Raw genomic sequence first — 25,028 nt, forward strand, 5'->3', positions numbered from 1 at the left:
GGGATCCACCCCCGGCCCGCCCGTGGAAGCTCGTTCCCGGCCCGGGCGGGCGCGTTGCCCCGGGCTAGTCGGTGCAGTCCTGCTGGCCGGACGCGAGGGTGGCGCAGGCCTTGGCTTCGGCGGCGCTCTTCACCGCGACCATCGGGGTGTACGCGATCGTGTCCCCGGCCGCCGTGATGCTTCCGCCCTGCTTCGCCTTGCCCGCGCTGATCTCGACCTCGTCGCCCTGCGCCGCCTGGGTGATACGGCCCCAGGCCGCCTTGCAGGTCTCGCTGTAGCGGACCTCGACGACGGTCGTGCCGACGGTGGCGGTCTGGGCCGTGGTCACCAGGTCACCACTGCACCCCATGCTCTCCGCGTCCTTGCCGGTGCAACTGTCGCCGCTGCACTTCACGCCGGGCGGCAGGTCGGGATCCGTGCTGGCGGTCGGCGCGGGCGGCTTGGCGCTGCCCTTGTTCTCGTCGTCCCCGCCGCCGGTGAGGTAGAACGCGCCGGCGATCACCACGAGCACGCCCACGACACCCGCGAGGAACGTCCCGGTCCGCCGCTTGCCGGCGGCGCGCCCTCCGGCGCGGGCGGGCACGGCCTCCCGCGGGGGTTCGCCGTAGGAGCCGGCCCCGGCGCCCGGCGTCCGGCCGGGACCGCCCGGCGATCCGGCGGGGGCCGCGGAGCCCGGGCCGGACCGGAATCCGCCGCCGGCGTGGCTTCCGGGGCCCGAGGCGGGCGCGGACCCGGCGCCGGCGGGGCGTCCGCCCGTCGGCGAGGGGCCCTTGTACCCGGCGATACCCCAGGAGTTGACCTCGCTCGCGCCGGCGGAGGTGGAGTCCTGGACCTCCGGTGCCGTCGGCTGCGGCGGCACGGTCGGGGCCACTCCGGCCGGGCCCGCGATGCCCGGCGTGACCGTGGCGCTGCCGCTCCGGCGGGCCGCCCTGCCGCCGGGGGAAGCCGTCTTGCCGTCGGCGGAGGAGCCGCCGAAGTCCTGCCCGCCGAACTCCCCGAGCGCGGCACGCGCCTGGGAGATCCGGATGGCCTCCATCGTCATGTCGTGCCGCATCTCCGAGCGGCTCCAGGCGCGCTCGGCGAGCTCCCACATGGTCGTCAGATGCACCGGGTTGGTCCCGGTGACCTCGGCCAGGGCGACGATCGCGCCCTTGGGCGCGAGCAGCCGGCCGTTCAGGTAACGCTCCCACGACGTCTTGCTGTAGCCCGTGCGGTCCGCCACCGACGCGATGCTCAGACCGCTGCGGTCCACGAGTCTGCGCAACTGGCTGGTGAACTCCCTGATCTGTGGATCGAGCTCATCCGGCAAGGCCCTCCAACGAGGCATTGCTTCCCCCCTCTTCCCCCCGGTTCGTGCTGTTATGTCCCGCGCTGTACGCCCCGCGCGTGGCGGCCTTGGCCGAATCCCCGTTGTGGCTACCCACAGGGATGCGCCCACTCAGGATCTCAGTTCCCTGACTGGGGGCGCACAGGAGCACGGGGACCGCGCGCGCTACACCCTGGACCGTCCCGATTGTCCACGCCAACGCCGTGTCGCACCAGTTCGTGCGAAATCGGAAGGAGGACGTACCGGAACTGTCACTTCCGTGCCACAGCGCACTGACAGCCGTTGAACAGGCAGTTCGCCGTGCCCGAGGGTGGGGCGTGGCGGCGGCCCGTCCTTCCTCGGGGGAGAGGACGGGCCGCCGCCCTCGTCACTCGCTGGTGACCGTGAAGTGCAGGGTGTCCTTCAGGAACGGGATCTGCAGCAGCGGCCTCGGCTGTGCCATCAGCGCCAGCATGACGATCACCAGGCCCAGCACCCCGTACGTGACGATGTCCGTGAAGCGGGAGCGGACGGCGAGCATGCCGACGTCCGGCAGCAGCCAGCGCAGCACGCCGCCGCCGAGCAGGGCGATGCCGATCAGCAGCGTCCCGAGCCGGAACTGGTCGAACGCGGTCACCAGCAGGCCCGCTCCGGCCAGCCCGAGCACGGCGAGGACCGGCCACTGCCGCGCGGGCGCGGGCGCGTCCCCGGAGGCGGCCCGGCCACCGCCCTCGGGCCGCGCGGTGTCCTTGGTGAACAACGGGAACCGCCGGGTGACCCGCCGCGGCCGCCCCTCGGCGTCGGGCGCGCTGACGGGGTCCCGGACGGTGATCTCCTCGGACGCGTCCTGCTCGCTGGGGGTCCGGTGCTCAGCCGACACTGCGCTCCGCCGCCTCGACCACGTTGACGAGCAGCTGGGCACGGGTCATCGGGCCGACCCCGCCGGGGTTCGGCGAGATGAAGCCGGCGACCTCGGCGACGTCGGGGTGGACGTCGCCCACGATCTTGCCCTCGGCGCTGCGGGAGACGCCCACGTCGAGGACGGCCGCGCCCGGCTTGACGTCCTCGGCGCGGATCAGGTGGGCGGAACCGGCCGCGGCGACGATGATGTCCGCGCGCTTCAGGTGCGCCGACAGGTCACGGGTGCCGGTGTGGCACTGGGTCACGGTCGCGTTCTCGCTGCGGCGCGTGAGCAGCAGCGGCATCGGGCGGCCGATGGTGACGCCGCGGCCGACGACGACGACCTCGGCGCCCTTGATCTCCACGCCGTACTGCCGCAGGAGGGTGAGGACACCGTTGGGGGTGCAGGGCAGCGGCGCCGGCTCGTTGAGGACGAGGCGCCCGAGGTTCATCGGGTGCAGGCCGTCCGCGTCCTTGTCCGGGTCCATCAGTTCCAGGATGCGGTTCTCGTCGATGCCCTTGGGGAGCGGCAGTTGCACGATGTACCCGGTGCAGGCCGGGTCCTCGTTCAGCTCGCGCACGACCGCCTCGATCTCCTCCTGCGTCGCCGTGGCGGGCAGCTCCCGCTGGATGGAGGCGATGCCGACCTGGGCGCAGTCGCGGTGCTTGCCGGCGACGTACTTCTGACTGCCGGGGTCGTCCCCGACGAGGATCGTGCCGAGGCCGGGCGTGACGCCCTTCTCCTTCAGCGCCGCCACGCGGGCGGTCAGATCGGACTTGATCGCGGCTGCGGTGGCCTTGCCATCGAGAATCTGGGCGGTCATGGCCCCATCCTCGCGGATGACCCGCCCGTCGTTCCAATCCGGCCGCAATCCGGGCACCGCGGGGCCCCTCCGCCCGTATCCGCTCATGATCAGCGATGTTGCACTTGCACAACACATCGGGAATGCGGCTGGACAAGCCACTCAGTGGTGAAGAACGATGACCTGACAAGTGCCGCGGGCAGCTCAACGGGGGGACGGTCGCAATCTGAAGAACTCTCCTCCGCGCGATGCCCCGCGTCGTCCCCGCACTCGGAACAACGGAGGAAAGTCCGCCATGAGCTACGGCGACCCGAACAATCCCTACGGCGCTCCCCAGGGGCAGCAGCCGCAGCAGCCGGGCTACGGCTACCCGCAGCAGCAGGGGCAGGCGCCCGGTTACGGCTACCCGCAGGCCCCTCCGGTCTCCCCCTACGGCGGCCCCCCGGCGCCGACCACGATGCCCGGCTCGGTGAGCGCGGCCCGCGTGATGATGTGGGTGATCGTCGGCCTCCAGGTCCTCGGCGTGGTGCTGTTCGCCTTCGCCGCCGCGGCCCTGAACGCCGCGAAGGACGACGAGTCCCTCCGGGACAACACCGCCTTCCAGGACCTGGTCGGTGACTCGACCGGCGTGATCTGGGGCTACGTGGTGTTCGGCGTGGCCTGGCTCGTGTTCGCGGCCGTCCTGGCGACGAAGTTCAAGAACGGCGGCAACGGCGCCCGGATCACCATCCTGGTCTTCGCCATCATCACGGCCGTCCTCGGCATCTACCCGTTCGTCATCGTGGGCCTGGTGCACACCATCCTGGCCATCCTGGTCGCGGTGTTCGTCGGCAACGCGAACGGCAAGGCCTGGTTCAACCGTCCCAAGTACTGAGCGGACCCGGTCGACCGGACCGGTTCACGCCAATCACACCCAAGGGCCGTGTCTCACCCGTACGAGGGGGGCACGGCCCTGGTGCGTCGCCCTAGTCTGACGGTGGTAGCTGTCAGGCACGGGGAGAGCACCTTGTACAGCATCATCGTGGTACCTCCGCCGACCACGGAGGACGAGCGAAACCGACCCCAGATCAGACTCGCGCCCGGCGAACGCCTCACCTTCGGCCGGTCCGCGCACGACAACGACCTCCGCATCGCCCACGACGGAGTCTCCCGCCGGGCCGGTGAGATCACCGCGCAGGGCGCCTTCTGGATCCTGAGCAACCTCAGCCGCGAGCAGACCTACGTCGTGGAGAACCCGGAGGGCGCGGGCGAACACGTCAAGGTCGCGCCCGGGCGGCTGGACGCCCCGATCCCCTTCGAGTTCTCGCGGATCGTGCTGCCCGCCGCCGGCGACCTGCTGCCGCTGGAGGTGTGGGCGCCGCGCCACGACTACCTGAGCGGCACGGGCGGCCTCGACGGCGCCACGACCGCGCCGGCCTTCTCCGTCGACCGCACCAAGCGGTACTTCGCGGTCCTGGCCGCCCTGTGCGAACCGCGCCTGCGCGGCACCCCGCACGCTCCGCTGCCCACCGTCGACCAGGTCGCCGAGCGCCTGCGCCCCACCTGGCCGGCCGCGTCCCGCACGTCCGTGCAGTGGAACATCGACTACCTCGCCGTGAAGCTGCGCCTGAAGCCGGGCCCGGAGAGCGCGGACCCCGGCCCGCGGCTCAACGGCAAGAAGGAGTCCCTGGTCTCCCTGGCGCTCCGCTTCGACCTGGTCCGGGAGGACGACCTGGCCGTCCTGGCGGCCCCGCCGGGCCGGGTGCCCCGGTGACCGAGCCGTACGCCGTGCCCGTCCCGAAGGGCTACCGGGTCGGCGTCTGGGAGGTGCGCGAGCCCATCGCGACCGGCGCCTTCGGCAGCGTGTACGCCGCCCGGCGCGCCGGTGACGCGGCCGGGCGGGGGGAAGGCCGCTCCAAGGACGACCGCTCCAGGAAGGGCCTCTCCAGGAAGGGCCTCTCCAGGGAGGACCGCTCCCGTCCCCGGGCGGGCGAGCCGGAGCTGCCCCGGACGGCGGCCCTGAAGTTCCTGCCCACCGGCACGGCGACGCCCCGCCGGCTGAGCCACCTGCGCGAGCTGATCGAGCGCGAGGTCGAGCTGTACCGGCGGCTGAGGCATCCGCGGCTGGTGCGGATGTACGAGACGCTGACGGTCGACGACCCGGACCGCCCGGAGCTGGACGGCGCCACCGTCCTCGTCCTGGAGCGGGCCCAGGGCTCCCTGTCCGCGCTGCTCACCGCCACGCCCCGCCCCGCCGCCGGGCCCGCGCTGCTCGCGCAGATCTGCGAGGGGCTGGCCCAGCTGCACGGCGCCGGCTGGGTGCACGGCGACCTCAAACCGGCCAACGTGCTGCTGATGGAGGACGGTTCGGTCCGCCTCGCCGACTTCAACATGGCCGCCGAACTGGAGGGCACCCACGCCTACACCCCGGCCTTCTCCACGCCCGACTACACCCCGCCGGAACTGCTGTGGACCGAGATCGGCGAACGCGGCCGCCGCATCCGCCCGTCCGCCGACGTGTGGGCCTTCGGCGTCCTCGCCCACCTGGTGCTCACCGACTCCTTCCCGCTGCCCGGCGCCACCCCGACGGCCCGCCGGGACGCGGCGGTGGCCTACGCCCGCGGCACCGACGAACTGCGCCTGTCGCCCGACCTGCCCGACACCTGGCGGGAGATCGTCCGCGAGTGCCTGACCCGCACCCACCGGGACCGCGTCACCACCGATGCCCTGCTGCGCCGCGTCGAGGCGGCCACCGGCACGGGCCATCTCCCCTTCCGCCTGCCCCGGTTGCGCCCGCCCCGCCACCGCCTCCGCCGGCTGACCCTCGCCGCGGCCGCTGCCGCCACCGCCGTCGCCGCCCTGGCCTACGGCATCGGCGTCCGCGGCGGCGGCACCCAGGGCGGCGGAAGCGGCGGCTCCGGCGCGACGGCGAACGTCTCCGCCGCCGCGTACGGCGCCGCCGAACTCCGCACCGACCGGGGCGTCCCGCCCGCCTACCGGCTGCTGATCGTCGAGACGGCGCACGACTGCGACCAGAAGGACGTCACCCCGGTGCTGATCGCCGCCATGCTGAAGGTGGAGAGCGACTTCGACCCGGACCTCGCCGACCCCGCCAACGACGAGTACGGCATCGCCCGCTGGACCCCGCGCGTGCTGCGCTGGTGGATGAACGAGGACGGCACCCCCGGGGAGACCGTCCCCCAACCCCCCTTCCCGCCCGCCGAGTCGATCCCTGCGATGGGCCGCTACCTGTGCTGGATCGCCCCGCGCCTGCACGAGGAACTGCCGGGCGACCGCCGGGTCCTGATCGCCGCGGCCTACCGCAGGTCGTACCGGACGGTGAACGCGGCGGGCGGAGTCCCCCCGGACGTACGCGCCTACGCCGGCCGCGTCGCCCACTACCTCAAGGAGTACGCCCCGCCCGGGAAGAAGTGACCCTGAGACGTCCGAGGTTCACCTCGCTCCCCGGGCGGACCAGACTCGAAGTCGCCTCCGGTTCACTCGGGGGAGAGCCGGAGGCACCTCTCACCGGCCGGACGCCGTTGTCGTTGGTACCGTTTCCGGCATCGCTGCCAGGAGCATGCCGGGGGATCCATGTCAGACACCGCCTTGGCGCAGACCGGTACCGTGCCGCTGCGGCCCGCCGATCCCGCGCGGGTCGGGCCGTACGTGCCGCTGGGCCTGCTCGGCAGCGGCGGCATGGGCCGGGTCTACCTGGCGCGGCACGCCGACGGGACACCCGGGCTCGCCGCCGTGAAGGTCATCCGCCCCGAGTACGCCGAGAACGCGGACTTCCGGCGGCGGTTCGAGCGGGAGGCCACCGTGCACGCGCGCGTGGGCGCGCCCTACACCCCGGAGCTGCTGGGCACGGGTTTCGAGCCGGCCACGGAGCTGCTGTGGATGGCGACGGTCTACTTACCCGGCCTCAACCTCGCGGAGGCGGTGCGCGAGTGCGGTGTCCTGCGGCCGGACGGGGCGTGGCGGCTGGTCGGTGATCTCGGGCGGGCCCTCGGCGCGCTGGCCGCGACCGGCATCGTCCACCGGGACCTCAAACCGTCGAACGTCCTGCTGACCGGGCAGGGCGCGCACGTCGTCGACTTCGGCATCGCGCAGGCCGTCGACGCCAGCGCGATCACCACGACCGGAAACCGCGTCGGCACGCCCGCGTTCATGTCCCCCGAGTACCTCAGGGACGGCCGCTGCGACACGGCCTCGGACGTGTTCTGCTGCGCCGGTACCGTCATCCACGCGGTCACCGGACACGCCCCCTTCGGCGACGGCACCGGCGTCGACGTCCTGCACCGCATCGCGTCGGAGGAGCCGAACGCGGAGGTCATGGCGGATCTCCGGGCGGCCGACCCGGCCCTGGCCGACCTCCTGACGGCCTGCCTCTCCAAGGACCCGTCCCTCCGCCCGAGGCCCGAGGACCTGGTCGAGGCGTCCCTGTCCCGCCCCCGCGCCACCGCCTGGCAGGAGCCGCTGGACAGCCGCCTCCTCACCCGGCGGCGGGCTTGCGAGGCGCTGTGGGAGAGCCCGCTGCCGCAGCGGGAGGAACGGCCGACGGTGGGTCGGCCGGTGACGGGTCAGCCGGTGGCGGGTCAGCCGGTGGCCGGGCCGGGCTTCGAGCCGACGCCGGGGCAACCCGTCGGCGGGCCGGGCTTCGAGCCGACGCCAGGACAGCCGGTCGGCGGGCCGGGCTTCGGGCCGCCGTCGGGTGCGCCGGCGGGCGGCGCTCCGGGCCGGCGGCGCGGGAGACCGTACGCGGCCCTCGCCGCCGTGCTCACGGTGTGCGCCGTCGCCGTCACCGCCTACGTGGTCACCCGCCCGGCGCCCCCGGCCGACGACACCGGCTCGGCCGCCGCGACGGCCAGTGCGTCCGGCCCGGCTGACGACCACACCAGCCTGCCGGGATTCACCGTCCCGGACTCTTCCTCCCCCTCCGTGAAGCCGAAGACGCCCGACCGTCCGGACACCACACCCGGCCCGGACGAGAAACCCCGCGGCGAGGCCCGCCCCACGCCGCCTCCCGCGCCGCGGACGACGGAACCCCGCCCCTCCCCCTCCACACCACCCGCGCAGACACCGACCACCCCGGCAGAGCCCCCATGGCTCACCGACTGCACCTACTACTCCGGCACCGAACTCACCCAGCGGGGCGACCACGGCCAACGCGTCGTGCAGGTGCAGTGCATGCTGACCGAGCGCGGCTACGACGTGGGCGGCTCGGGCGTGGACGGCTCGTTCGGCAAGGACACCGCGGCGGCGGTACGGGCCTTCCAGCGTGACAAGGGGCTGGAGGTCGACGGCCAGGTCGGTCCCAAGACCTGGGCGGCACTGCGGGGTTCACGGTGAGGGGCCGCTCCCACCACTGACGTAAATGAGCCGCCGCCCGGACCATGCTATGCGAACATGCTCTCGATTCCCTTGACCGAGAGGAAAGTTGACGCATGAGACTCACCCGCGGTGCCCTGCTCGTCGCCGCCGGCGCCCTGGCCCCGGCCCTGCTGCTCACCGCCCCGGCCTTCGCCGCCGACCCGGCTCCCGCGCCCACCCCGGTGGCCGCGGCCGCGCAGACGGACGGCACGCCGGTGGACGAGATGTCGGAGGACGACCTCCGTATCGCGATCCTGCGCATCCTGGCGGACGAGGACAGCGGCCGCGGCGTCGTACGCGAGGCCAACGAGGCACTCGACGGCACAGTGGAGGACATGCGGGAGTTCCTGAAGACGGGCTACCGCCTGGCCCAGGCCGAGGACGACCGGGTCGCCATCGTCCGCATCCTGAGCGATCCGGACTCCGGGCGCGGCGTCAAGAGGGAGGCCACCAAGGCCCTCGACGTGAACACCCCGGAGGCCCTGCGCGCCTTCCTGGAGACCGGCTACCGCCTCGCCCAGGCCGAGGACGACCGGGTCGCCGTCGCCCGCATCCTGGCCGACCCGACCATCAGCCCGGCCCTGCGCGCGGCCGCCGAGCAGGTCATCGACGGCACTCCGGAGGAGCTGCGGTACTTCCTGGAGGTCGGGCGGTACGAGGTCGACGGCTGAAACGGCCGGAGCGGGACGGCGGTGCATCGCCGTCCCGCTCCGAACGCCGGTGTCAGTGGAAGAAGTGCCGCGTCCCCGTGAAGTACATCGTGATGCCGGCGTTCCGCGCGGCCTCGACGACCAGCTCGTCGCGGACGGAACCGCCGGGCTGGACGATGGCCTTGACGCCGGCGGCGCCCAGGACGTCGATGTTGTCGGGGAACGGGAAGAAGGCGTCCGAGGCGACGTAGGAGCCCCGGGCCCGCTCCTCCCCGGCCCGCTCCACCGCCAGCTTGCAGGAGTCGACGCGGTTGACCTGGCCCATGCCGACGCCGACCGAGGCGCCGTCCTTGGCGAGGAGGATCGCGTTGGACTTCACGGCCCGGCACGCCTTCCAGGCGAAGGCGAGCTGCCGCAGCTCGTCGGCGTCCAGCGCGTCGCCGGTCGCGAGCGTCCAGTTCGCCGGGTCGTCGCCGTCGGCCTGGAGCCGGTCGGTGACCTGGAGCAGCGCACCGCCGTCGATCGGCTTGACCTCGACCGGGGCGGAGGGGCCGTCGGGGCAGCGCAGGACGCGGATGTTCTTCTTCTTGGTGAGGGCCTCCAGCGCGCCGTCCTCGTAGTCCGGCGCGACGATGACCTCGGTGAAGATCTCCGCGACCTGCTCGGCCATCTCCTTGCTGACCGGGCGGTTGACCGCGATCACGCCGCCGAACGCCGACAGCGGGTCGCAGGCGTGCGCCTTGCGGTGCGCCTCGGCGACGTCCGCGCCGATCGCGATGCCGCAGGGGTTGGCGTGCTTGATGATCGCGACGCACGGCTCGGCGTGGTCGTACGCGGCACGGCGGGCGGCGTCCGTGTCCGTGTAGTTGTTGTACGACATCTCCTTGCCGTGCAGCTGCTCGGCCTGGGCGAGGCCGCCGCCCTCCGGGGAGACGTAGAGCGCGGCGGGCTGGTGCGGGTTCTCGCCGTAGCGCAGGGTGTGCTCGCGCTCCCAGGTGGCGCCCAGGAAGTCGGGGAACCGCGACTCGTCGACCGGCGCGTAGGAGGAGGCGAACCAGGAGGCGACGGCGACGTCGTAGGCGGCCGTGTGCTGGAAGGCCTCGGCGGCGAGCCGCTTGCGGGTGGCGAGGTCGAAGCCGCCGTCCTGGACGGCCTTCAGCACGTCGGCGTACCGGGCCGGGCTGGTGACGACCGCGACCGAGGGGTGGTTCTTGGCGGCGGCGCGGACCATCGAGGGACCGCCGATGTCGATCTGCTCCACGCACTCGTCGGGCGAGGCGCCGGAGGCGACGGTCTCGCGGAACGGGTAGAGGTTGACGACGACGAGGTCGAACGGCTCGACGCCCAGCTCGGCGAGCTGCCGCTGGTGGTCCTCCAGGCGCAGGTCGGCGAGGATGCCCGCGTGCACGCGCGGGTGCAGCGTCTTCACCCGGCCGTCCAGGCACTCGGGGAAGCCGGTGAGCTCCTCGACCTTGGTGACGGGGACGCCGGCAGCGGCGATCTTCGCGGCGGTGGAACCGGTGGAGACGAGCTCGACGCCGGCCTCGTGGAGCCCGCGCGCGAGGTCCTCCAGACCGGTCTTGTCGTAGACGCTGACGAGCGCCCGGCGAAGGGGCCGCTTGTTGCTCTCGGCGGTCACTGGATAACTACCTTTCGTCCCTCAATGCGATAGCCGTTGCGGGCGAGCCGCCCCACGACCTCGACGAGCAGCCTTCGCTCGACTTCCTTGATGCGCTCGTGGAGAGCGCCTTCGTCGTCCTCGTCCCGGACCTCCACCACGCCCTGCGCGATGATCGGCCCGGTGTCGACGCCGTCGTCGACGAAGTGGACGGTGCAGCCGGTGACCTTGGCGCCGTACGCGAGCGCGTCGCGCACGCCGTGGGCTCCCGGGAAACTGGGCAGCAGGGCGGGGTGCGTGTTGACGAACCGCCCGCCGAACCGGGCCAGGAACTCCTTGCCGACGATCTTCATGAACCCGGCGGAGACGACGAGGTCGGGCTCGAAGGCGGCGACGGCCTCGGCCAGCGCGGCGTCCCACTCCTCACGGCTGCCGTGGTCCTTGACCTTGCAGACGAAGGTCGGCAGTCCGGCGCGCTCGGCGCGGGCCAGCCCCTCGATGCCCTCGCGGTCGGCGCCGACGGCCACGACCTCGGCCCCGTACTCCTGCGCGCCGGTGGCGGCGATCTCGTCGAGCAGCGCCTGCAGGTTGGTGCCGGATCCGGAGACCAGCACGACGAGGCGCTTGGCGCGCGGGGCCACGGGCTTGGCGGCCACGGTGGTGGGCCTTTCTCGGGGGAGCGTCTGTCCAGGCGGCCGGCCCTGGCGTATGCGCCGTGGCGTATCACGCTTGGCGTTTGTACATTCATACGAATGCTTCGCGCCCCCGGATACGGGGAAGCCTACGAACCGGCCGACCGTCAGCAACGATACCGGCACACCGGACGGCCCCCACGGGACGGGGGCCGGGCCGGCGGGTAGCGTCTGGGCGGAGCCGGTTCGGGAACGCCGTCCGGACGCGGTGCGTTCAGAAGGTGTCGGCCCCGGGCCCGACCTCGTTCAGTTCTGTCCACTCGTCCACTCATTCCTCCTCACTACGGGAAGACGCTCACTTGATGCCGGACCGCAGCCTGCGACTCCTCACGTTCCCCCAGCTGTCGCCACAGGGAGGGGAGCGCGGCGCCGTGCTGCTGCGGGAGCGCCCCAGCTCACCGCCCGACGCGCCGTCGGACGGCGGCGACCGGGACGGGCGGGGGCGCGGCTCCCAGGAGGACAACCCCTTCGCCCCGCCGCCCGAGGGCACGCCGGACCGGCCCTGGCAGCCGCGGCGGCCGTCCGGCGACGACGCGCAGGACGGCGGGGAGCGTGACCACTCGCCGTGGGGCAGCCAGTGGAGCGACCGCCAGCCCGGCCGCTCCCAGGGCGGCTTCGGCGAACGCCCCCGCGGCGGCCCCGAGGGCCCGGGCGGCCCCCAGAGCGGCGGCCCGAACATGCGCTGGGACCCCACGGACCCGGCCCAGCGCCGTGCCCGCTACGCCCTGCTGTCGGGCATGTGGGCCTTCTTCTTCGCCCTCTTCAGCTGGCCGTACGTGGCGCTGCTGCTCGGCGCGCTGGCCCTCTACTGGGCCATCAGCTCCCTGCGCGCCAAGCCCCGCAGGCCCGACCCGGACGCCCCGGCACTCGAGCAGCAGGGCCGCCCCCAGACGACGGCGGCGGTCAGCGGCCTGGTCACGGCCTCGCTGGCCATCGCCCTGGTCGCCGCGACCTTCACGGCGCAGCTGGTCTACCGCGACTACTACACGTGCACGAACGACGCCCTCACGAACGAGGCGAAGCAGTCCTGCTCGAAGCTGCTGCCGGAGGAGCTGCGCGGGGTGCTGGGCACGAACGGCTGACGCCGCGCATCGGCCTGCCCACGGCTCGTATCGGCCTGCTGACGTCTCACGCCGATGCGCTGACGTCTCGTATCGGCCTGGTGACGTCTCGCGTTCAGCTATGGACGGCCCTGGAAGTCGTAGGGCTCGAAGCCGGTGTCGTCCTCGTCCCCGAGGCCGTACAGGGCGTCGTGGTCGAAGGGCGCGTAGGGGACGTAGGGCCTGTCAGGCGAAGCCGGTGTGTCAGGCGAGCCCGCTGTGTCCGGCTTGGGCTCCGGAGGGCGGGGCGGCGTCTTCTCGTCCGCCGATGAGGCCTCACCCCGGGGATACCCAGAGGCTCCGGTCCGCCCAGGAACGCCGACGCCCCCGGCGACTCCGGCGATCCCGGCGACTCCGGGGCGCCTGAACCAACCCCGGCCCCGACGCGGCCCGGTCCGGAGTCGCCCTCCGCGCCGCGTGCCCTCGGCCTTCTCCTCGCGCTGCCTGCCGATCGCCGGCTCCTCCGACCGGGGCGAACGGCAGCGCCAGGCCCGCACCCCCACCGCCGTCGGGACCGCCACCAGCGCGAGCCATGCCAGTGTCGCGGCGCCCACCTGCCACCACACCGGCCCGAACCCGGCCAGGACGGCGACCCCGAGCGGCCCGCCCGCCAGCGCCGCGAGCCCCGCGAGCACGGCCGCGCAGAACAGGGCCGCGACCCCGGCGGCACGGGCGGTGCGCCCCGCCGGCCAGACCGCGGCCCGCCCGCCGCCCGGCCTCGTCCCCCCGTCCTCCCCCTCGGCCGCGCCCTGCGCCACCATCCAGCCGATGACGACTCCGGCGACCATCGGCACGGCCCCGGCCGCCCAGTGCACCGGCGCGCCCTCCCCCGCCTCCGGCACCGCCGCGAGCAGCGGGAACGGCGGCAGGAACGGAGCCGGTGCGGAGGACAGCGGGCTGACGACATGGCCGACGCCGAGGGCGAAACCGGGGCCGAGGGCGTAGGCGGCACCCCACACCGCCGCGTTCGGCAGCAGGGCCGCGCACAGCAGCAGCACCGCGAACCGCCCCGACCACGCCTCGGTCAGCCGGAGCAACGACGCCTGGGCCGCCGTACCGTGCCCCACCAGCGACACCGCCACGAGCAGCGCGCCGCCCGCGACGAGCACCGCCAGCCCGGCCGCCGGCGCCCGGGCCACGACACCGGGGCGGCCGTGCGGGCCGAGGAGCAGCGTCCGCACGCCCGCCGGGAGCACGCCCAGCAGCCGCCGCAGCGGCCCGTCCGGACGGCCGTACGCCGACCACACCCCCGCCCCCGCGGCCACGACCGCGACCAGCGGCACGCACACGCCCGTCCACACCCACGACGGCCGCAGCGCACCGCCCGCGGCGTACAGGGCCGCGGGCGCGGCGACGGTGAGGTACCCGAGGACGACACCCGTCCAGGCGGTGCGGGCGGGCACCAGCGGCGGCCCGTCGTCCGGCTCGGCGGCGTCACCGAAGCCGTCGTTCTCGTAGACGGCGTTCCCGGCGAAGTCGTCGTCCTCGCCGCCGGGGCCGCCGTCCGTCGCGTCCCGCGCCGCCCGGTGCAGCAACCACACCGGCAGCGCGAGGAGCAGCAGCGGGGTGACGCCGACGGGGGCGGGGACGCCGGAGAGCGTGTCGGTGCGGACCAGTTCGGCTCCGTGGGCCAGCAGCCACAGCGCCGCCGCCACGTGCAGCGCGCCGCCGGGGCCGCTGTCGGGATACGGGGAGCTGATCCACAGCATCATCACGAGCACGGCGAACGACGCGAGCCCCAGGCCCGCCGCGACCGCACCACCCAGCAGGCCCCCGACCAGTCCGGGCGTTCGGTCCCGCACCCGGCTGAGCAGGGGTGACGACGGACGTCGGCGAGCGGTCATCTCGATCACGCCCGCCATGCTGCCAACGACACGCGCTTTCCCGTCGTAACAGGCGAACCACCGCTGTGTCGCTCAATATACGTTTATGTACTTTTCTGTTCGGAGGGGCGCCCTGTGACGCAGAGCCCTGCCATGCCGCTCCCCCCGCCGAAGGAACGCCGACGCCTGCGTGAGGCAGCCTCGCTGACGCGGGCTCAGCTGGCCTCCCGGGTGGGCGTCACCAGCGAGACGGTGCGCGGGTGGGAGACCGGCCGCGTCACGCCGCGCGGCCGGAAAGGGGAGAAGTACGCGAAGTTGCTGAACTCGCTGGAGACGGAAGGGGAGGTGACGCCGCCTCATGGGGGTGCCGCCGATCCCGGTGTCGCCGATCCCGGTGTCGCCGATCCCGGTGCCGTCGATCCTGGTGACGTCGGTCCTGGTGTCGTCGATTTCGGTGTCGCCGATCACGTGTCCGGCCGTAGCGGCCCGGTCCCCGTCCTCGACCGCGATCGCGACCGGTCCCGAGACCGGTCCCGAGACCGGGACCGCTTTCCGACGCTCGACCGGCGACGCGTCCCCGCCCGGGCCGCGGGGCCGCTGCGGCCGGATGACGCGACCGGCGCCCTCACGCCCGACCAGGCCTTCGACGCGCTGTACGCGTTCTGCGCCCCCGCGCTCGTCCGGCAGACCTACCTGCTGACCGGGCGCAGGGAGCTGGCCCGGGAGGCGGTGGAGCGGGCGTTCCAGATCGCCTGGCAGCGCTGGCCCGAGGTGGCCCGTGACCGGGACCCGGCGGGCTGGGTGCGCGCGGTGGCGTACGAGTGCGCGCTCTCCCCGTGGCACCGGTTCCGGCCCCGCTACCGGTTCTCCGAGCCGCCCCCTTCCGACCCGTTCGACCGGGCGCTGCTGGACACCCTGCTGAAGCTCCCGCCCTCGTACCGCCGCACGCTGCTGCTGTACGACGGAGTCGGGCTCGGCCTGCCGGAGACCGCGGCGGAGACCGAGGCGAGCACCCGGGCAGCGGCGAACCGGCTGGCGCACGCGCGCGAGGCCCTCGCCGAGCGGCTGCCGGAACTGGCGGACCCGGAGGTGCTCCACTGGCGGCTGGTCGAGCTGGCCTCCATCGAGCGGCTGCGGGCGTCCAAGCCACTGGTGGTGCGGCGGGGCGGGGAACGCCGGGCCCGCTTCTGGACGCGGGCCGCCATCGCCTTCACGGTCGCCCTGATCGGCACCACGGCCCTCACCGTCCGCACCGCGCCGACGCGCTACGAGCCGCCCGTGCCGCGGGGCGAGACGGTCCAGGGCGTGCCGCCACCGGTCGCGCCCGGGCCGCTGTCGGAGTCGGAGCGGGAACTGCGGGCGAAGCTGCGCGAGGCGGAGCAGAAGGGGCCGGAGCGGCTGATGCCGCAGCCGCGGTGACGGCAGTGCCCGCGGTGGACGCGGTGGACCCGGTGGACGCGGTGGACGCGGTGGACGCGGTGGACGCGGTGGACGCGGTGGACGCGGTGGACGCGGTGGACGCGGTGCGAGTCTGGAACGGCGGTGGGCCCGCCCCCGGCAGGGAGCGGGCCCACGGTCAGCCTGAGTGGCGTCAGCCGGCGAGGATCTCGCGGGCCAGCTTGGCCGTCTCGGTCGGCGTCTTGCCGACCTTGACGCCGGCGGCCTCGAGGGCCTCCTTCTTGGCGGCGGCCGTGCCGGAGGAGCCGGAGACGATGGCGCCGGCGTGGCCCATGGTCTTGCCCTCGGGCGCGGTGAAGCCCGCGACATAGCCGACGACCGGCTTCTTCACGTTCTCCTTGATGAAGGCCGCGGCCCGCTCCTCGGCGTCGCCGCCGATCTCACCGATCATGACGATCAGGTCGGTGTCGGGGTCGGCCTCGAACGCGGCGAGCGCGTCGATGTGCGTGGTGCCGATGACCGGGTCGCCACCGATGCCGACGGCGGAGGAGAAGCCGATGTCACGCAGCTCGTACATCATCTGGTACGTCAGCGTGCCGGACTTCGAGACCAGGCCGATGCGGCCCGGCTTGGTGATGTCGCCCGGGATGATGCCGGCGTTGGACTGACCCGGGGTGATGAGACCGGGGCAGTTCGGGCCGATGATCCGGGTCTTGTTGCCCTTGGACACGGCGTAGGCGTAGAACGCGGCCGAGTCGTGGACGGCGATGCCCTCGGTGATGACGACCGCGAGCGGGATCTCGGCGTCGATGGCCTCGACGACGGCGGCCTTGGCGAAGGCCGGCGGGACGAAGAGGACGGATACGTTCGCGCCCGTCTTCTCGATCGCCTCGGCGACCGTGCCGAAGACCGGGATCTCGGTGCCGTCGACGTCGACGGTCGTGCCCGCCTTGCGCGGGTTCACGCCACCCACGATGTTCGTGCCGTCGGCCAGCATGAGCTTGGTGTGCTTCATGCCCGTGGCACCGGTCATGCCCTGGACGATGACCTTGCTGTCCTTGTTGAGGAAGATAGCCATGGCTGTGTAGTCCCTCGTCCCTTACTTCGCAGCAGCCGCGAGCTCGGCGGCCTTGTCGGCCGCGCCGTCCATGGTGTCCACGCGCTGGACCAGCGGGTGGTTGGCGTCGGAGAGGATCTTGCGACCCAGCTCGGCGTTGTTGCCGTCCAGACGGACGACGAGCGGCTTGGTGACGTCCTCGCCCTTGTCCTTGAGCAGCTGCAGCGCCTGGACGATGCCGTTGGCGACCTCGTCGCAGGCGGTGATGCCACCGAAGACGTTGACGAACACGGACTTGACGTCCGGGTCGCCGAGGATGATCTCCAGGCCGTTCGCCATGACGGCGGCGGAGGCGCCACCACCGATGTCGAGGAAGTTGGCGGGCTTGACGCCGCCGTGCGCCTCACCGGCGTAGGCGACGACGTCCAGGGTGCTCATGACGAGACCCGCGCCGTTGCCGATGATGCCGACCTCGCCGTCGAGCTTGACGTAGTTGAGGTTCTTCTCCTTGGCCGCGGCCTCGAGCGGGTTGGCCGCGTCCTTGTCCTGGAGGGCCTCGTGCTCCGGCTGACGGAACTCGGCGTTCTCGTCCAGGGAGACCTTGCCGTCCAGGGCGATGACGTCACCGGAGGCGACCTTGGCCAGCGGGTTGACCTCGACCAGGAGGGCGTCCTCCTTGATGAAGGTGTCCCACAGCTTGACCAGGACGTTGACGACCTTGTCGGCGACCTCGGCCGGGAACTTGGCGGCCTCGACGATCTCGCGGGCCTTGGCCTCGGTGACACCCTCGTTGGCGTCGATCGGCGTCTTGGCGACGGCCTCGGGGCGGGTGGCCGCCACCTCCTCGATCTCCATGCCGCCCTCGACGGACGCGATGGAGAGGAAGGTGCGGTTGGCACGGTCCAGGAGGAAGGAGACGTAGTACTCCTCCACGATCTCCGGGGCCGTCTCGGCGATCATCACCTTGTGGACCGTGTGGCCCTTGATGTCCATGCCGAGGATGTTGGTCGCGTGCTCGACCGCCTCGTCGGGGGTGGCGGCGAGCTTGACGCCACCGGCCTTGCCACGGCCGCCGACCTTCACCTGGGCCTTGACGACGGACTTGCCACCGAGGCGCTCGGTGGCTGCGCGGGCCGCCTCAGGCGTGTCGATGACTTCACCGGCCAGCACCGGTACATCGTGCTTGGCGAAGAGGTCCCTCGCCTGGTACTCGAACAGGTCCACGCGCTTCCGTCCCTATCAGTGATCTCGCGGTTCGTTGTCTGCGTGGGCGTGCCGCGAGGGCAACGTGACGTCCGCCGTCTGTCACAAGGGAGGCGCACACGGTGTCCGAGCGCGCGGCATGTCCGTCTCGCAGGTTATCGCTGCTTCCAGGAGGCCTCTAAATCGAGGGTCACACCTGAGCGGTGATACCTGTCACATGATGCCGCGCTCTCTGGCACGGCGTGCCGGGGGTGAGGGGCCTCACCGGGCTGGGGTTGACCCGGTGAGGCCCGCCGAACACCCCCGAAGGAGCACAAAGGTCCTGTTCAGGCCCGGCTCCTGCGGGGTGCGGGGTGGCTGTCCCCACCCCAATGGGGACAGCCACCCCTTCCACGAGGTCTCGGCCTCGCCCGACCGACGGCTTTCGGCCGTCCGGGCCTGGTGCCTCGTGGAGTTCTTGGGATGCCGGGGGGGGGGCAGCTTTTGCGGTGCCTTGTTCTTCACCCGCGCCGTCGTGGGCTCGATCCAGGGCAGCGAAGGCCGGCGGGGCTCCGCGGACGGGGCAGGACTCTCCGTGCGGCGGTCCGGACGCGTGCGCCAGCCCGTGTGCTAGCCGGGGAAGGCGCTTACGTCCCGGTGTCTGTCCCGGGGCCCGGCGGCGTAGGAACGGGCCGCGGCCCCGGGGACGAGCCTCAGCGGGGCGCGGTCGTCCGGGGTGACGGCGTGCACGTCCCCGTGACGCGGGGTGCTGTTGTCCGCCAAGGCCCGGTTGCCGAGCGCGCCGTCGGGACGACCACCGGGCCCGTGCTCGACCGGGGCGTGCCCGGCGCGGCCGATCCGCCCCACGTGGTCGTGGTGCGCCTGCCCGGTGCGTCGAGCACAGTGCTCGACGCCGTGTGCCGCGGTACCCGAGCCCAGGGACTCTGCCGCCTGGGACCCCTCGGCGGCGGTGGGTACGCCGGACAGCGACGCGTCAGACTCCCCGGCTTCCGGGTGGACCTCGACCGGCGCAGGAAGGAGGTGGGTCGGCAGCGCCGGGCGACTGGGGAGCCAGGGAGAGCCGGGCTCATCCGGAACGGCGACGCCGTCATCGGGCGGCGCGGGGGGATCTGGGAGTTCCGGCGGTTCCAAGGGGTTCAGCGGGTCCAGGGGATCCAGCGGGTGCGGCAGGTCCGGCAGCTCCGGCGGGTTCAGCAGGTCCGGCAGCGTCGGCAGGTCGGGGAGTGGGGGGAGCGGCGGCGCATCCGGGAGCGTGGGCGGCAGCGACACCACAGGCAGTGTGGGCGGCAGCGGTATGTCCGGGACGGCCGGGAGCGCCGGGAGCCCGGGCAGTGCCGGTGACGTGGGGGACTCGGGTGACTCGGGGGACTCGGGCGGCACCGGCCGAGTCGGCGGTGCGGGCAGGGCGGGGAGCTTGGGCAGTGTCGCCGCCACGGGGGAACCAGGCCGCGCCGCAGCCACCGGAGAGCCGGACAGCTTGGCCGGCCCGGACGGCTCCGGCTGAACCGGCTGTGCAGGCAGGGGCGCCACGTGGGACGCCACCGCCTCCGACGACGCACCGGCCCCCGGCTCACCCCGCCTTCCCACGCCCCGCTCGGCCACAACCCGCTCGGCCCCGCCCCGCTCGACCACGCCCCGCTCGACCACAGCCCGGGCGTGATGAACCGTGCCCGCTCCTGAGACGATCCGGAGAACCGCCGGTCCGGTCCGCCCGGCCGCGCTGTTCGCCGGGGTGTGCACGCCGTCCGCCGCATGCGCCCGCTCCCCGCACAGCAGCGCGATGAGGAACACCCCGCCCACCAGCAGCCCCGCCTGGAGCGCACGCCACCCGGCCGCCGTGCGCAGCATGCGCAGCGCGGCACCGGGCAGGGCTGCTGACCAGGTCAAGAGGGGGAGCTTCCTCCCGTGCGACGGAACCAGTGCGGAACGCATCACGCGTCACGGGCAACGAGTCGGCACGACGCGGTACTGCCCGGCGCGGCGCGACGCACAGCCGAGCAGGCGCCGATCCTCGCACGGGAGTGCGGAGGTTGCGCAAGCCCCTACCTGCCGATGGGCCGTCATGTCCCTTTTGCTGCGCGGCATCGGACGGTGACGCGTCGACAAGTCGTCACCTGACTGCCCGTCATAACGCTGCTCGCACGGAAAACGCTCCCCGCTCCGTCACGCCGCGTCCGGTATCGGCAACGGCCGCTTCTCGATCGCCGCCGCCATCACCTCCGGGAACAGATCGGGCGTGCAGGCGAACGCCGGTGCCCCCAACGCGGCGAGTGCCGCCCCGTGTTCCCGGTCGTACGCCGGTGCCCCTTCGTCGGAGAGCGCCAACAGCGTCACGAACTGCACCCCCGACGCCTTCATCGCCGAGACCCGCTTGAGCATCTCGTTGCGGATGCCTCCCTCATAGAGGTCGCTGATCAGCACGACCACCGTCTCCGCGGGCCGGGTGATCTGCGACTGGCAGTACGCGAGCGCACGGTTGATGTCCGTACCGCCGCCGAGCTGCGTCCCGAACAGGACGTCGACCGGGTCGTCGAGTCGGTCCGTGAGGTCGACGACCGCCGTGTCGAAGACGACGAGTCGCGTGGAGATCGTCCGCATCGAGGCGAGCACCGCTCCGAACACCGATGCGTACACAACCGACGCCGCCATGGATCCCGACTGATCGATACAGAGGAGGACCTCCTTCTTCGTGGACTGGGTCGCCCGCCCGTACCCGATGAGCCGCTCGGGCACGATCGTGCGGTGGTCGGGCAGGTAGTGCTTGAGGTTGGCCGCGATCGTGCGGTTCCAGTCGATGTCGTGGTGGCGGGGCCGGCTGATGCGGGCGCTGCGGTCGAGCGCGCCGGTGAGAGTGGCCCGGGTGCGGGTGGCGAGCCGCTTCTCCAGGTCGTCGACGACCTTGCGCACGACGGCCCGTGCCGTCTCCTTCGTCGTCTCGGGCATCGCCTTGTTGAGCGACAGCAGCGTGCCGACCAGGTGCACGTCGGCCTCCACCGCCTCCAGCATCTCCGGCTCCAGCAGGAGCGTGGCGAGTCCGAGCCGGTCGATGGCGTCGCGCTGCATGACCTGCACGACCGAGGACGGGAAGTACGTCCGGATGTCGCCGAGCCAGCGTGCGACGGACGGCGCCGACGCCCCGAGCCCCGCCGAACGGTCCCTGCCGCCCTGTGACTTGCCGTCCTGTGACTTGCGGTCCTTCTGTCCGTAGAGCGCGGTGAGGGCCCCGTCCATCGCCGCGTCCGGTCCGGACAGCGCGCATCCGGTGCCGTCCGCCGCGTCGCCGCCGAGCACCAGTCGCCAGCGCCGCAGCCGCTCCTGCGCCGGGTCCGTCGCCTCGGCCGTCATCCGTCGCCTCCCCCGTGAAGCCGCTCCCACAGGGGGATCACCGGCACGGTCGTCGCCGGCCGGGCCTCCGCCCGGGAGCCGTTCCTGACGGCGTCCCCCTCGTCGGCCCTCGTCGTCGGTTCTCCCAGTCCGTCGGTCGTCATCCCGCCACCCCCATCAGGTCCTTGTCGATGTCCTCTTCGTCCCATCCGAGCAGCAGCCGCACCACCGGCAGCACGGCGTCCGCGCGCACCTGGTCCGGTTCCGCCGCGAAGCCCGGTATGCCGGTGCCGGCGGCTGCCGTGCCTCCCCCGGCTCGGGGTCCGCGCCGGACCAGTTCACCGAGGGTCCGGCGGACCCCGGGCTCGTAGGCCGAGAACGTCCGCCGGAGCAGGGGCAGCACGTCCGTGAAGCCCTCCGCCGGCACGCCGGTCAGCCACGCGTCGACCAGCCCGAGCAGTCGTTCGTCGTGCACCAGGAGCAGCCCGCCGCCGGAGCCTCCTCCGACGAAGCCCTCGATCCAGGCGGCCGCGTCCGCGGGCGGGGTGCCCGGTGACAGGACGAGTCCCATGAGCCGCGCCGCCTCGTCCTGGGCCAGCTCCCCGTCGTCGAGGAGCAGCCGCACGGCCCGCCCCCGGATCACTCCGGGCACGGTGTCCCGCCCGGTCAGCACCCGCAGCACCGACTGCCAGCGGGCTCTCAGGCGGCCGTGTCCCGCTGCCGGGGTGTCGCCCAGGAGCGCGACGGCTCCGTGCACCGCGTCCACGTGACGCCGCATCTCCTCGGCGGCGTCCGCGTCGAGCGCGGCGCAGGCCGGGGGCAGGCCGACGAAGACCCGCTCGGCCAGGCCGGCGGCGACCTCGCCCAGGGCCGCGGTGTCCGTGCCGCGCACATCGCCGTAGCGCAGGGAGCGGACCAGGGCCGGAAGCGCCTGGGCGAGGTGACCGACGTCGGTGTCGAGGGCGGCCCGGTCGGCGAGGATCCGCATCACGGTCGGCAGCGCGTCGGGCAGTTCGGCCAGCAGGCAGCGCTCGGCGAGTGCGGTGACGTCGGCCAGGCCCTCGGTGGCGACGGCGTCCGCCTCGGCCCTGGCGGTCGCGGCGGACAGCACGGTCGTCCCCCACACGCCCGCCTCGGCCACGCGTACGGACAGCTCGGGCTCCCAGCGCAGCCGCCACGTCTCCCGGAACGTGCCCGTACCGCCCCGCGAGGCGGCCGGTTCGCCCCAGGCGATGCCGAGCAGCCGCAGCCGGTGCAGCAGTCTGCTGCGGGCCGCGTCGGTCTCCTTGCGGAGGTCGAGCTCCAGCTCCCGCTCCAGCGCTTCCGGTTTCAGCCGCAGTCTGCGCTGGAGCCGGGTGAGGTCCCGCTGCAACGGAACCGCCGGCGCCGTCGGCGGCACCTCCCCCAGCACGTCCCCCACGACCAGCCGGTCCCGGACCAGGGCCAGCGGCACGTCCGAGCCCTCGCACATCACCGCACGCACCGCGTCCGTCGTCTCGCTCAGTCCCGGCAGGGGGCGCCCGCGCATCGCCGCGAGTGTCTCGGCGAGCCGCACCGCCTCGATGACGTGCGCGGAGGAGACGATCCGGTCCTCGTCGCGGAGCAGCCCCGCCACCTTCGTCATCCACCGCTCCACGGGGCGGTCCGGGGCGCTGAACAAGTGCCCGTACCAGCCCGGCGAGTCGATGCCGGCTCCGTAGCCGCTGGTCCGGGAGAGCCTGCGGTGGGTCCACGGCACCCACGTCATGTCGGTCTTGACCTTGGGCAGCCCCTTCAGGAGCGCCTTGTCGGCGGCGACGGTCGTCCTCCGCCGCAGGGCGGGCACGTGCCAGGCACCGCAGACGACGGCCACGCCGTCCTCGAACTCCCGTTGCGCGGTCCGCACCTGGAGCCGCATGTACGCCTCCCGCACCAGGTCCCGGTCGTGTCCCCCGCTGCCGTAGGCCTCCCGCAGGGCGCCCATGGCCTCCTCCAGGGCGGTGAACGGCGCGAGCGCGTCCCCCTCCCCCACGCCCCGGTGCTCGACCACGTCCTCCCACCAGCGCTCCGGGTCGTCGTAACCGGCGGCCTCGGCGAGGACACCGAGCGGATCGATCCGGGCGTCGGCGGGGGCGGTGCCAGGGCCGGTTCCGGGGCCGTCACCGGCCTCGTCATCCGCCGTATCCGCGTCCGGAGGGGACGCGCCCTCCGCTCCGGCCTCGTCCTCCTGCCTCCCCCAGGCCAGGGTGTGTGTGGCCGGCAGGTCGATGAAGCGGGCGGGGACACCCTGGTCCAGGGCCCAGCGGATGGCGACCCACTCCGGGGAGAACTCGGCCAGCGGCCAGAACGCCGAGCGGCCGGGCTCGTCCACGGCATGGGCGAGCAGGGCGACCGGCGGCCGCATCTCCTCGTCGGCGGCGAGCGGGATCAGCGCGTCGGCCTCGGGCGGCCCTTCGATGAGCACGACGCCCGGCCGGGCCTCCTCCAGCGCCGCCCGCACCGCCCGTGCCGAACCCGGCCCGTGGTGGCGCACCCCGAGCAGCACCGGCCCTGCCCCCCGGCCCGCCGGACTCTCCACAGCTGTCACTTGCTTCCCTCCCATCCCCTGTCCCGCGCCCGCGACCATCCCGCGTCGCTCACACGCTCACCTCGCGGCAGGCCCGGTAGAAGTCCTTCCAGCCGTCGCGCTCGCGGACGACGGTCTCCAGGTACTCCTGCCAGATCACGCGGTCGGCCGCCGGGTCGCGGACCACCGCGCCGAGGATGCCCGCGGCGACATCGCCCGGCCGCAGCGCGCCGTCGCCGAAGTGGGCTGCCAGCGCGAGCCCGTTGGTGACGACGGAGATCGCCTCGGCCGTGGACAGCGTGCCGCTGGGCGACTTCAGCTTCGTCCGGCCGTCGGACGTGACCCCGTCGCGCAGCTCCCGGAAGACCGTGACGACCCGGCGGATCTCGTCCAGGCCCTCGGGCGCGGCCGGCAGGTCGAGGGAGCGGCCGATCTGGTCGACGCGGCGGGAGACGATGTCGACCTCGGCCTCGGGGCTCTCCGGCAACGGCAGCACGACCGTGTTGAAACGGCGGCGCAGGGCGCTGGACAGGTCGTTGACCCCGCGGTCCCGGTCGTTGGCGGTGGCGATCAGGTTGAAGCCGCGGACCGCCTGCACCTCCTGGCCGAGCTCCGGTATCGGCAGCGTCTTCTCCGACAGGATCGTGATGAGCGTGTCCTGCACGTCGGCCGGGATGCGGGTCAGCTCCTCGACGCGGGCGGTCATGCCCTCCGCCATGGCCCGCATCACCGGGCTGGGCACGAGGGCGTCGCGGCTCGGGCCGTGGGCGAGCAGCTGCGCGTAGTTCCAGCCGTAGCGGATGGCCTCCTCCGGGGTGCCGGCGGTGCCCTGCACCAGCAGCGTGGAGTCGCCGCTGACCGCCGCGGCCAGGTGCTCGGACACCCACGTCTTCGCCGTGCCCGGCACGCCGAGCAGGAGCAGGGCGCGGTCGGTGGCGAGCGTCGTGACGGCGACCTCGACGATGCGGCGCGGGCCCACGTACTTCGGTGTGATCACGGTGCCGTCCGGCAGTGTGCCGCCGAGCAGGTACGTCGCGACCGCCCACGGCGACAGCTTCCAGCGAGCCGGGCGCGGGCGGTCGTCCTGGGCGGCCAGCGCGGCGAGTTCACCGGCGAAGGCGTCCTCGGCATGCGGTCGCAATGCCTGGGCCGATCCCGTCTCCCCCTCTTCGACGGGCGTCGGCTCAACGGACACAGTCATGGCAAAGTCCCCCTCCAGCTCGGCCGGTTCGGATCTGCCACCAACGTTGCACCACA

Annotated in this window: 19 protein-coding genes; 7 read left to right on the plus strand and 12 right to left on the minus strand. The window is 73.4% G+C overall.

The features are described from left to right. Positions 1 to 64: 64 nt before the first annotated feature. The 3 genes from ABZ948_RS01730 to ABZ948_RS01740 form a co-directional block, all read right to left on the minus strand. Positions 65 to 1,309: a helix-turn-helix domain-containing protein gene (locus ABZ948_RS01730; RefSeq protein ID WP_435857445.1), complete on the minus strand. Its 1,245-nt coding sequence runs from the start codon at positions 1,307 to 1,309 to the stop codon at positions 65 to 67. Between the two features lie 385 nt (positions 1,310 to 1,694). Next, positions 1,695 to 2,186 carry a DUF3017 domain-containing protein gene (locus ABZ948_RS01735; RefSeq protein WP_359756281.1) on the minus strand — a complete coding sequence of 164 codons (492 nt, stop codon included), beginning with the start codon at positions 2,184 to 2,186 and terminating at the stop codon, positions 1,695 to 1,697. Further along, entirely contained in the window at positions 2,176 to 3,030 is an 855-nt protein-coding gene (locus ABZ948_RS01740; protein WP_359756283.1) for a bifunctional methylenetetrahydrofolate dehydrogenase/methenyltetrahydrofolate cyclohydrolase, read from the minus strand. Before ABZ948_RS01740 ends, ABZ948_RS01735 begins: the two co-directional genes overlap by 11 nt. 274 nt (positions 3,031 to 3,304) lie before the next feature. On the opposite strand from ABZ948_RS01740, the gene ABZ948_RS01745 reads away from it, so the two are divergent. The 5 genes from ABZ948_RS01745 (at position 3,305) to ABZ948_RS01765 (ending at position 9,032) form a co-directional block, all read left to right on the plus strand. Next, entirely contained in the window at positions 3,305 to 3,883 is a 579-nt protein-coding gene (locus tag ABZ948_RS01745) for a hypothetical protein (protein ID WP_359756285.1), read from the plus strand. 132 nt (positions 3,884 to 4,015) lie between these two features. Continuing rightward, positions 4,016 to 4,762 carry an FHA domain-containing protein gene (locus ABZ948_RS01750; protein WP_359756286.1) on the plus strand — a complete coding sequence of 249 codons (747 nt, stop codon included), beginning with the start codon at positions 4,016 to 4,018 and terminating at the stop codon, positions 4,760 to 4,762. Continuing rightward, on the plus strand, positions 4,759 to 6,423 hold the full coding sequence (locus ABZ948_RS01755) for a protein kinase domain-containing protein (RefSeq protein WP_359756288.1): 1,665 nt from the start codon (positions 4,759 to 4,761) through the stop codon (positions 6,421 to 6,423). Before ABZ948_RS01750 ends, ABZ948_RS01755 begins: the two co-directional genes overlap by 4 nt. A gap of 159 nt (positions 6,424 to 6,582) precedes the next feature. Then, positions 6,583 to 8,340: a protein kinase domain-containing protein gene (locus tag ABZ948_RS01760; protein WP_359756290.1), complete on the plus strand. Its 1,758-nt coding sequence runs from the start codon at positions 6,583 to 6,585 to the stop codon at positions 8,338 to 8,340. A gap of 95 nt (positions 8,341 to 8,435) precedes the next feature. Continuing rightward, a complete protein-coding gene (locus ABZ948_RS01765; protein WP_359756292.1) occupies positions 8,436 to 9,032 on the plus strand; it encodes an ALF repeat-containing protein in 597 nt (198 codons plus the stop codon). A 52-nt stretch (positions 9,033 to 9,084) separates the two neighbouring features. Here the strand turns inward: ABZ948_RS01765 and purH are convergent, their stop codons facing one another. Together purH and purN are read right to left on the minus strand one after the other, a co-directional pair. Then, entirely contained in the window at positions 9,085 to 10,650 is a 1,566-nt protein-coding gene (gene purH / locus ABZ948_RS01770) for a bifunctional phosphoribosylaminoimidazolecarboxamide formyltransferase/IMP cyclohydrolase (RefSeq protein WP_359756294.1), read from the minus strand. After that, a complete protein-coding gene (gene purN / locus ABZ948_RS01775; protein WP_359756296.1) occupies positions 10,647 to 11,285 on the minus strand; it encodes a phosphoribosylglycinamide formyltransferase in 639 nt (212 codons plus the stop codon). Before purN ends, purH begins: the two co-directional genes overlap by 4 nt. Positions 11,286 to 11,623: 338 nt before the next feature. Here purN and ABZ948_RS01780 point away from each other — a divergent pair, with 338 nt between their 5' ends. After that, entirely contained in the window at positions 11,624 to 12,403 is a 780-nt protein-coding gene (locus ABZ948_RS01780) for a hypothetical protein (RefSeq protein ID WP_359756297.1), read from the plus strand. Between the two features lie 98 nt (positions 12,404 to 12,501). Here the strand turns inward: ABZ948_RS01780 and ABZ948_RS01785 are convergent, their stop codons facing one another. Beyond that, on the minus strand, positions 12,502 to 14,283 hold the full coding sequence (locus ABZ948_RS01785) for a cell division protein PerM (protein WP_359756299.1): 1,782 nt from the start codon (positions 14,281 to 14,283) through the stop codon (positions 12,502 to 12,504). Positions 14,284 to 14,379: 96 nt separating this feature from the next. Here ABZ948_RS01785 and ABZ948_RS01790 point away from each other — a divergent pair, with 96 nt between their 5' ends. Further along, a complete protein-coding gene (locus tag ABZ948_RS01790) occupies positions 14,380 to 15,663 on the plus strand; it encodes a sigma factor-like helix-turn-helix DNA-binding protein (RefSeq protein ID WP_359756300.1) in 1,284 nt (427 codons plus the stop codon). A 172-nt stretch (positions 15,664 to 15,835) separates the two neighbouring features. Here the strand turns inward: ABZ948_RS01790 and sucD are convergent, their stop codons facing one another. The 6 genes from sucD to ABZ948_RS01820 form a co-directional block, all read right to left on the minus strand. Next, positions 15,836 to 16,720 carry a succinate--CoA ligase subunit alpha gene (sucD, locus tag ABZ948_RS01795; protein ID WP_094054536.1) on the minus strand — a complete coding sequence of 295 codons (885 nt, stop codon included), beginning with the start codon at positions 16,718 to 16,720 and terminating at the stop codon, positions 15,836 to 15,838. Positions 16,721 to 16,741: 21 nt separating this feature from the next. Continuing rightward, on the minus strand, positions 16,742 to 17,923 hold the full coding sequence (gene sucC / locus ABZ948_RS01800; protein WP_359756302.1) for an ADP-forming succinate--CoA ligase subunit beta: 1,182 nt from the start codon (positions 17,921 to 17,923) through the stop codon (positions 16,742 to 16,744). Positions 17,924 to 18,511: 588 nt separating this feature from the next. Then, positions 18,512 to 19,789, minus strand: a complete 1,278-nt coding sequence (locus tag ABZ948_RS01805; RefSeq protein WP_359756304.1) for a hypothetical protein — start codon at positions 19,787 to 19,789, stop codon at positions 18,512 to 18,514. A gap of 276 nt (positions 19,790 to 20,065) precedes the next feature. Then, complete coding sequence (locus tag ABZ948_RS01810; RefSeq protein WP_359756306.1) at positions 20,066 to 21,247, minus strand: VWA domain-containing protein; 1,182 nt, start codon at positions 21,245 to 21,247, stop codon at positions 20,066 to 20,068. A 139-nt stretch (positions 21,248 to 21,386) separates the two neighbouring features. Continuing rightward, entirely contained in the window at positions 21,387 to 23,807 is a 2,421-nt protein-coding gene (locus ABZ948_RS01815) for a DUF5682 family protein (protein ID WP_359756307.1), read from the minus strand. 34 nt (positions 23,808 to 23,841) lie between these two features. Further along, the gene (locus ABZ948_RS01820) at positions 23,842 to 24,972 is read right to left on the minus strand and encodes an ATP-binding protein (protein ID WP_359756308.1); all 1,131 of its coding nucleotides are present in this window, start codon (positions 24,970 to 24,972) and stop codon (positions 23,842 to 23,844) included. Positions 24,973 to 25,028: the final 56 nt, after the last annotated feature.

It is taken from the genome of Streptomyces olindensis (assembly GCF_040645895.1).
In the GTDB taxonomy this organism is placed as follows: Bacteria; Actinomycetota; Actinomycetes; order Streptomycetales; family Streptomycetaceae; genus Streptomyces; species Streptomyces olindensis.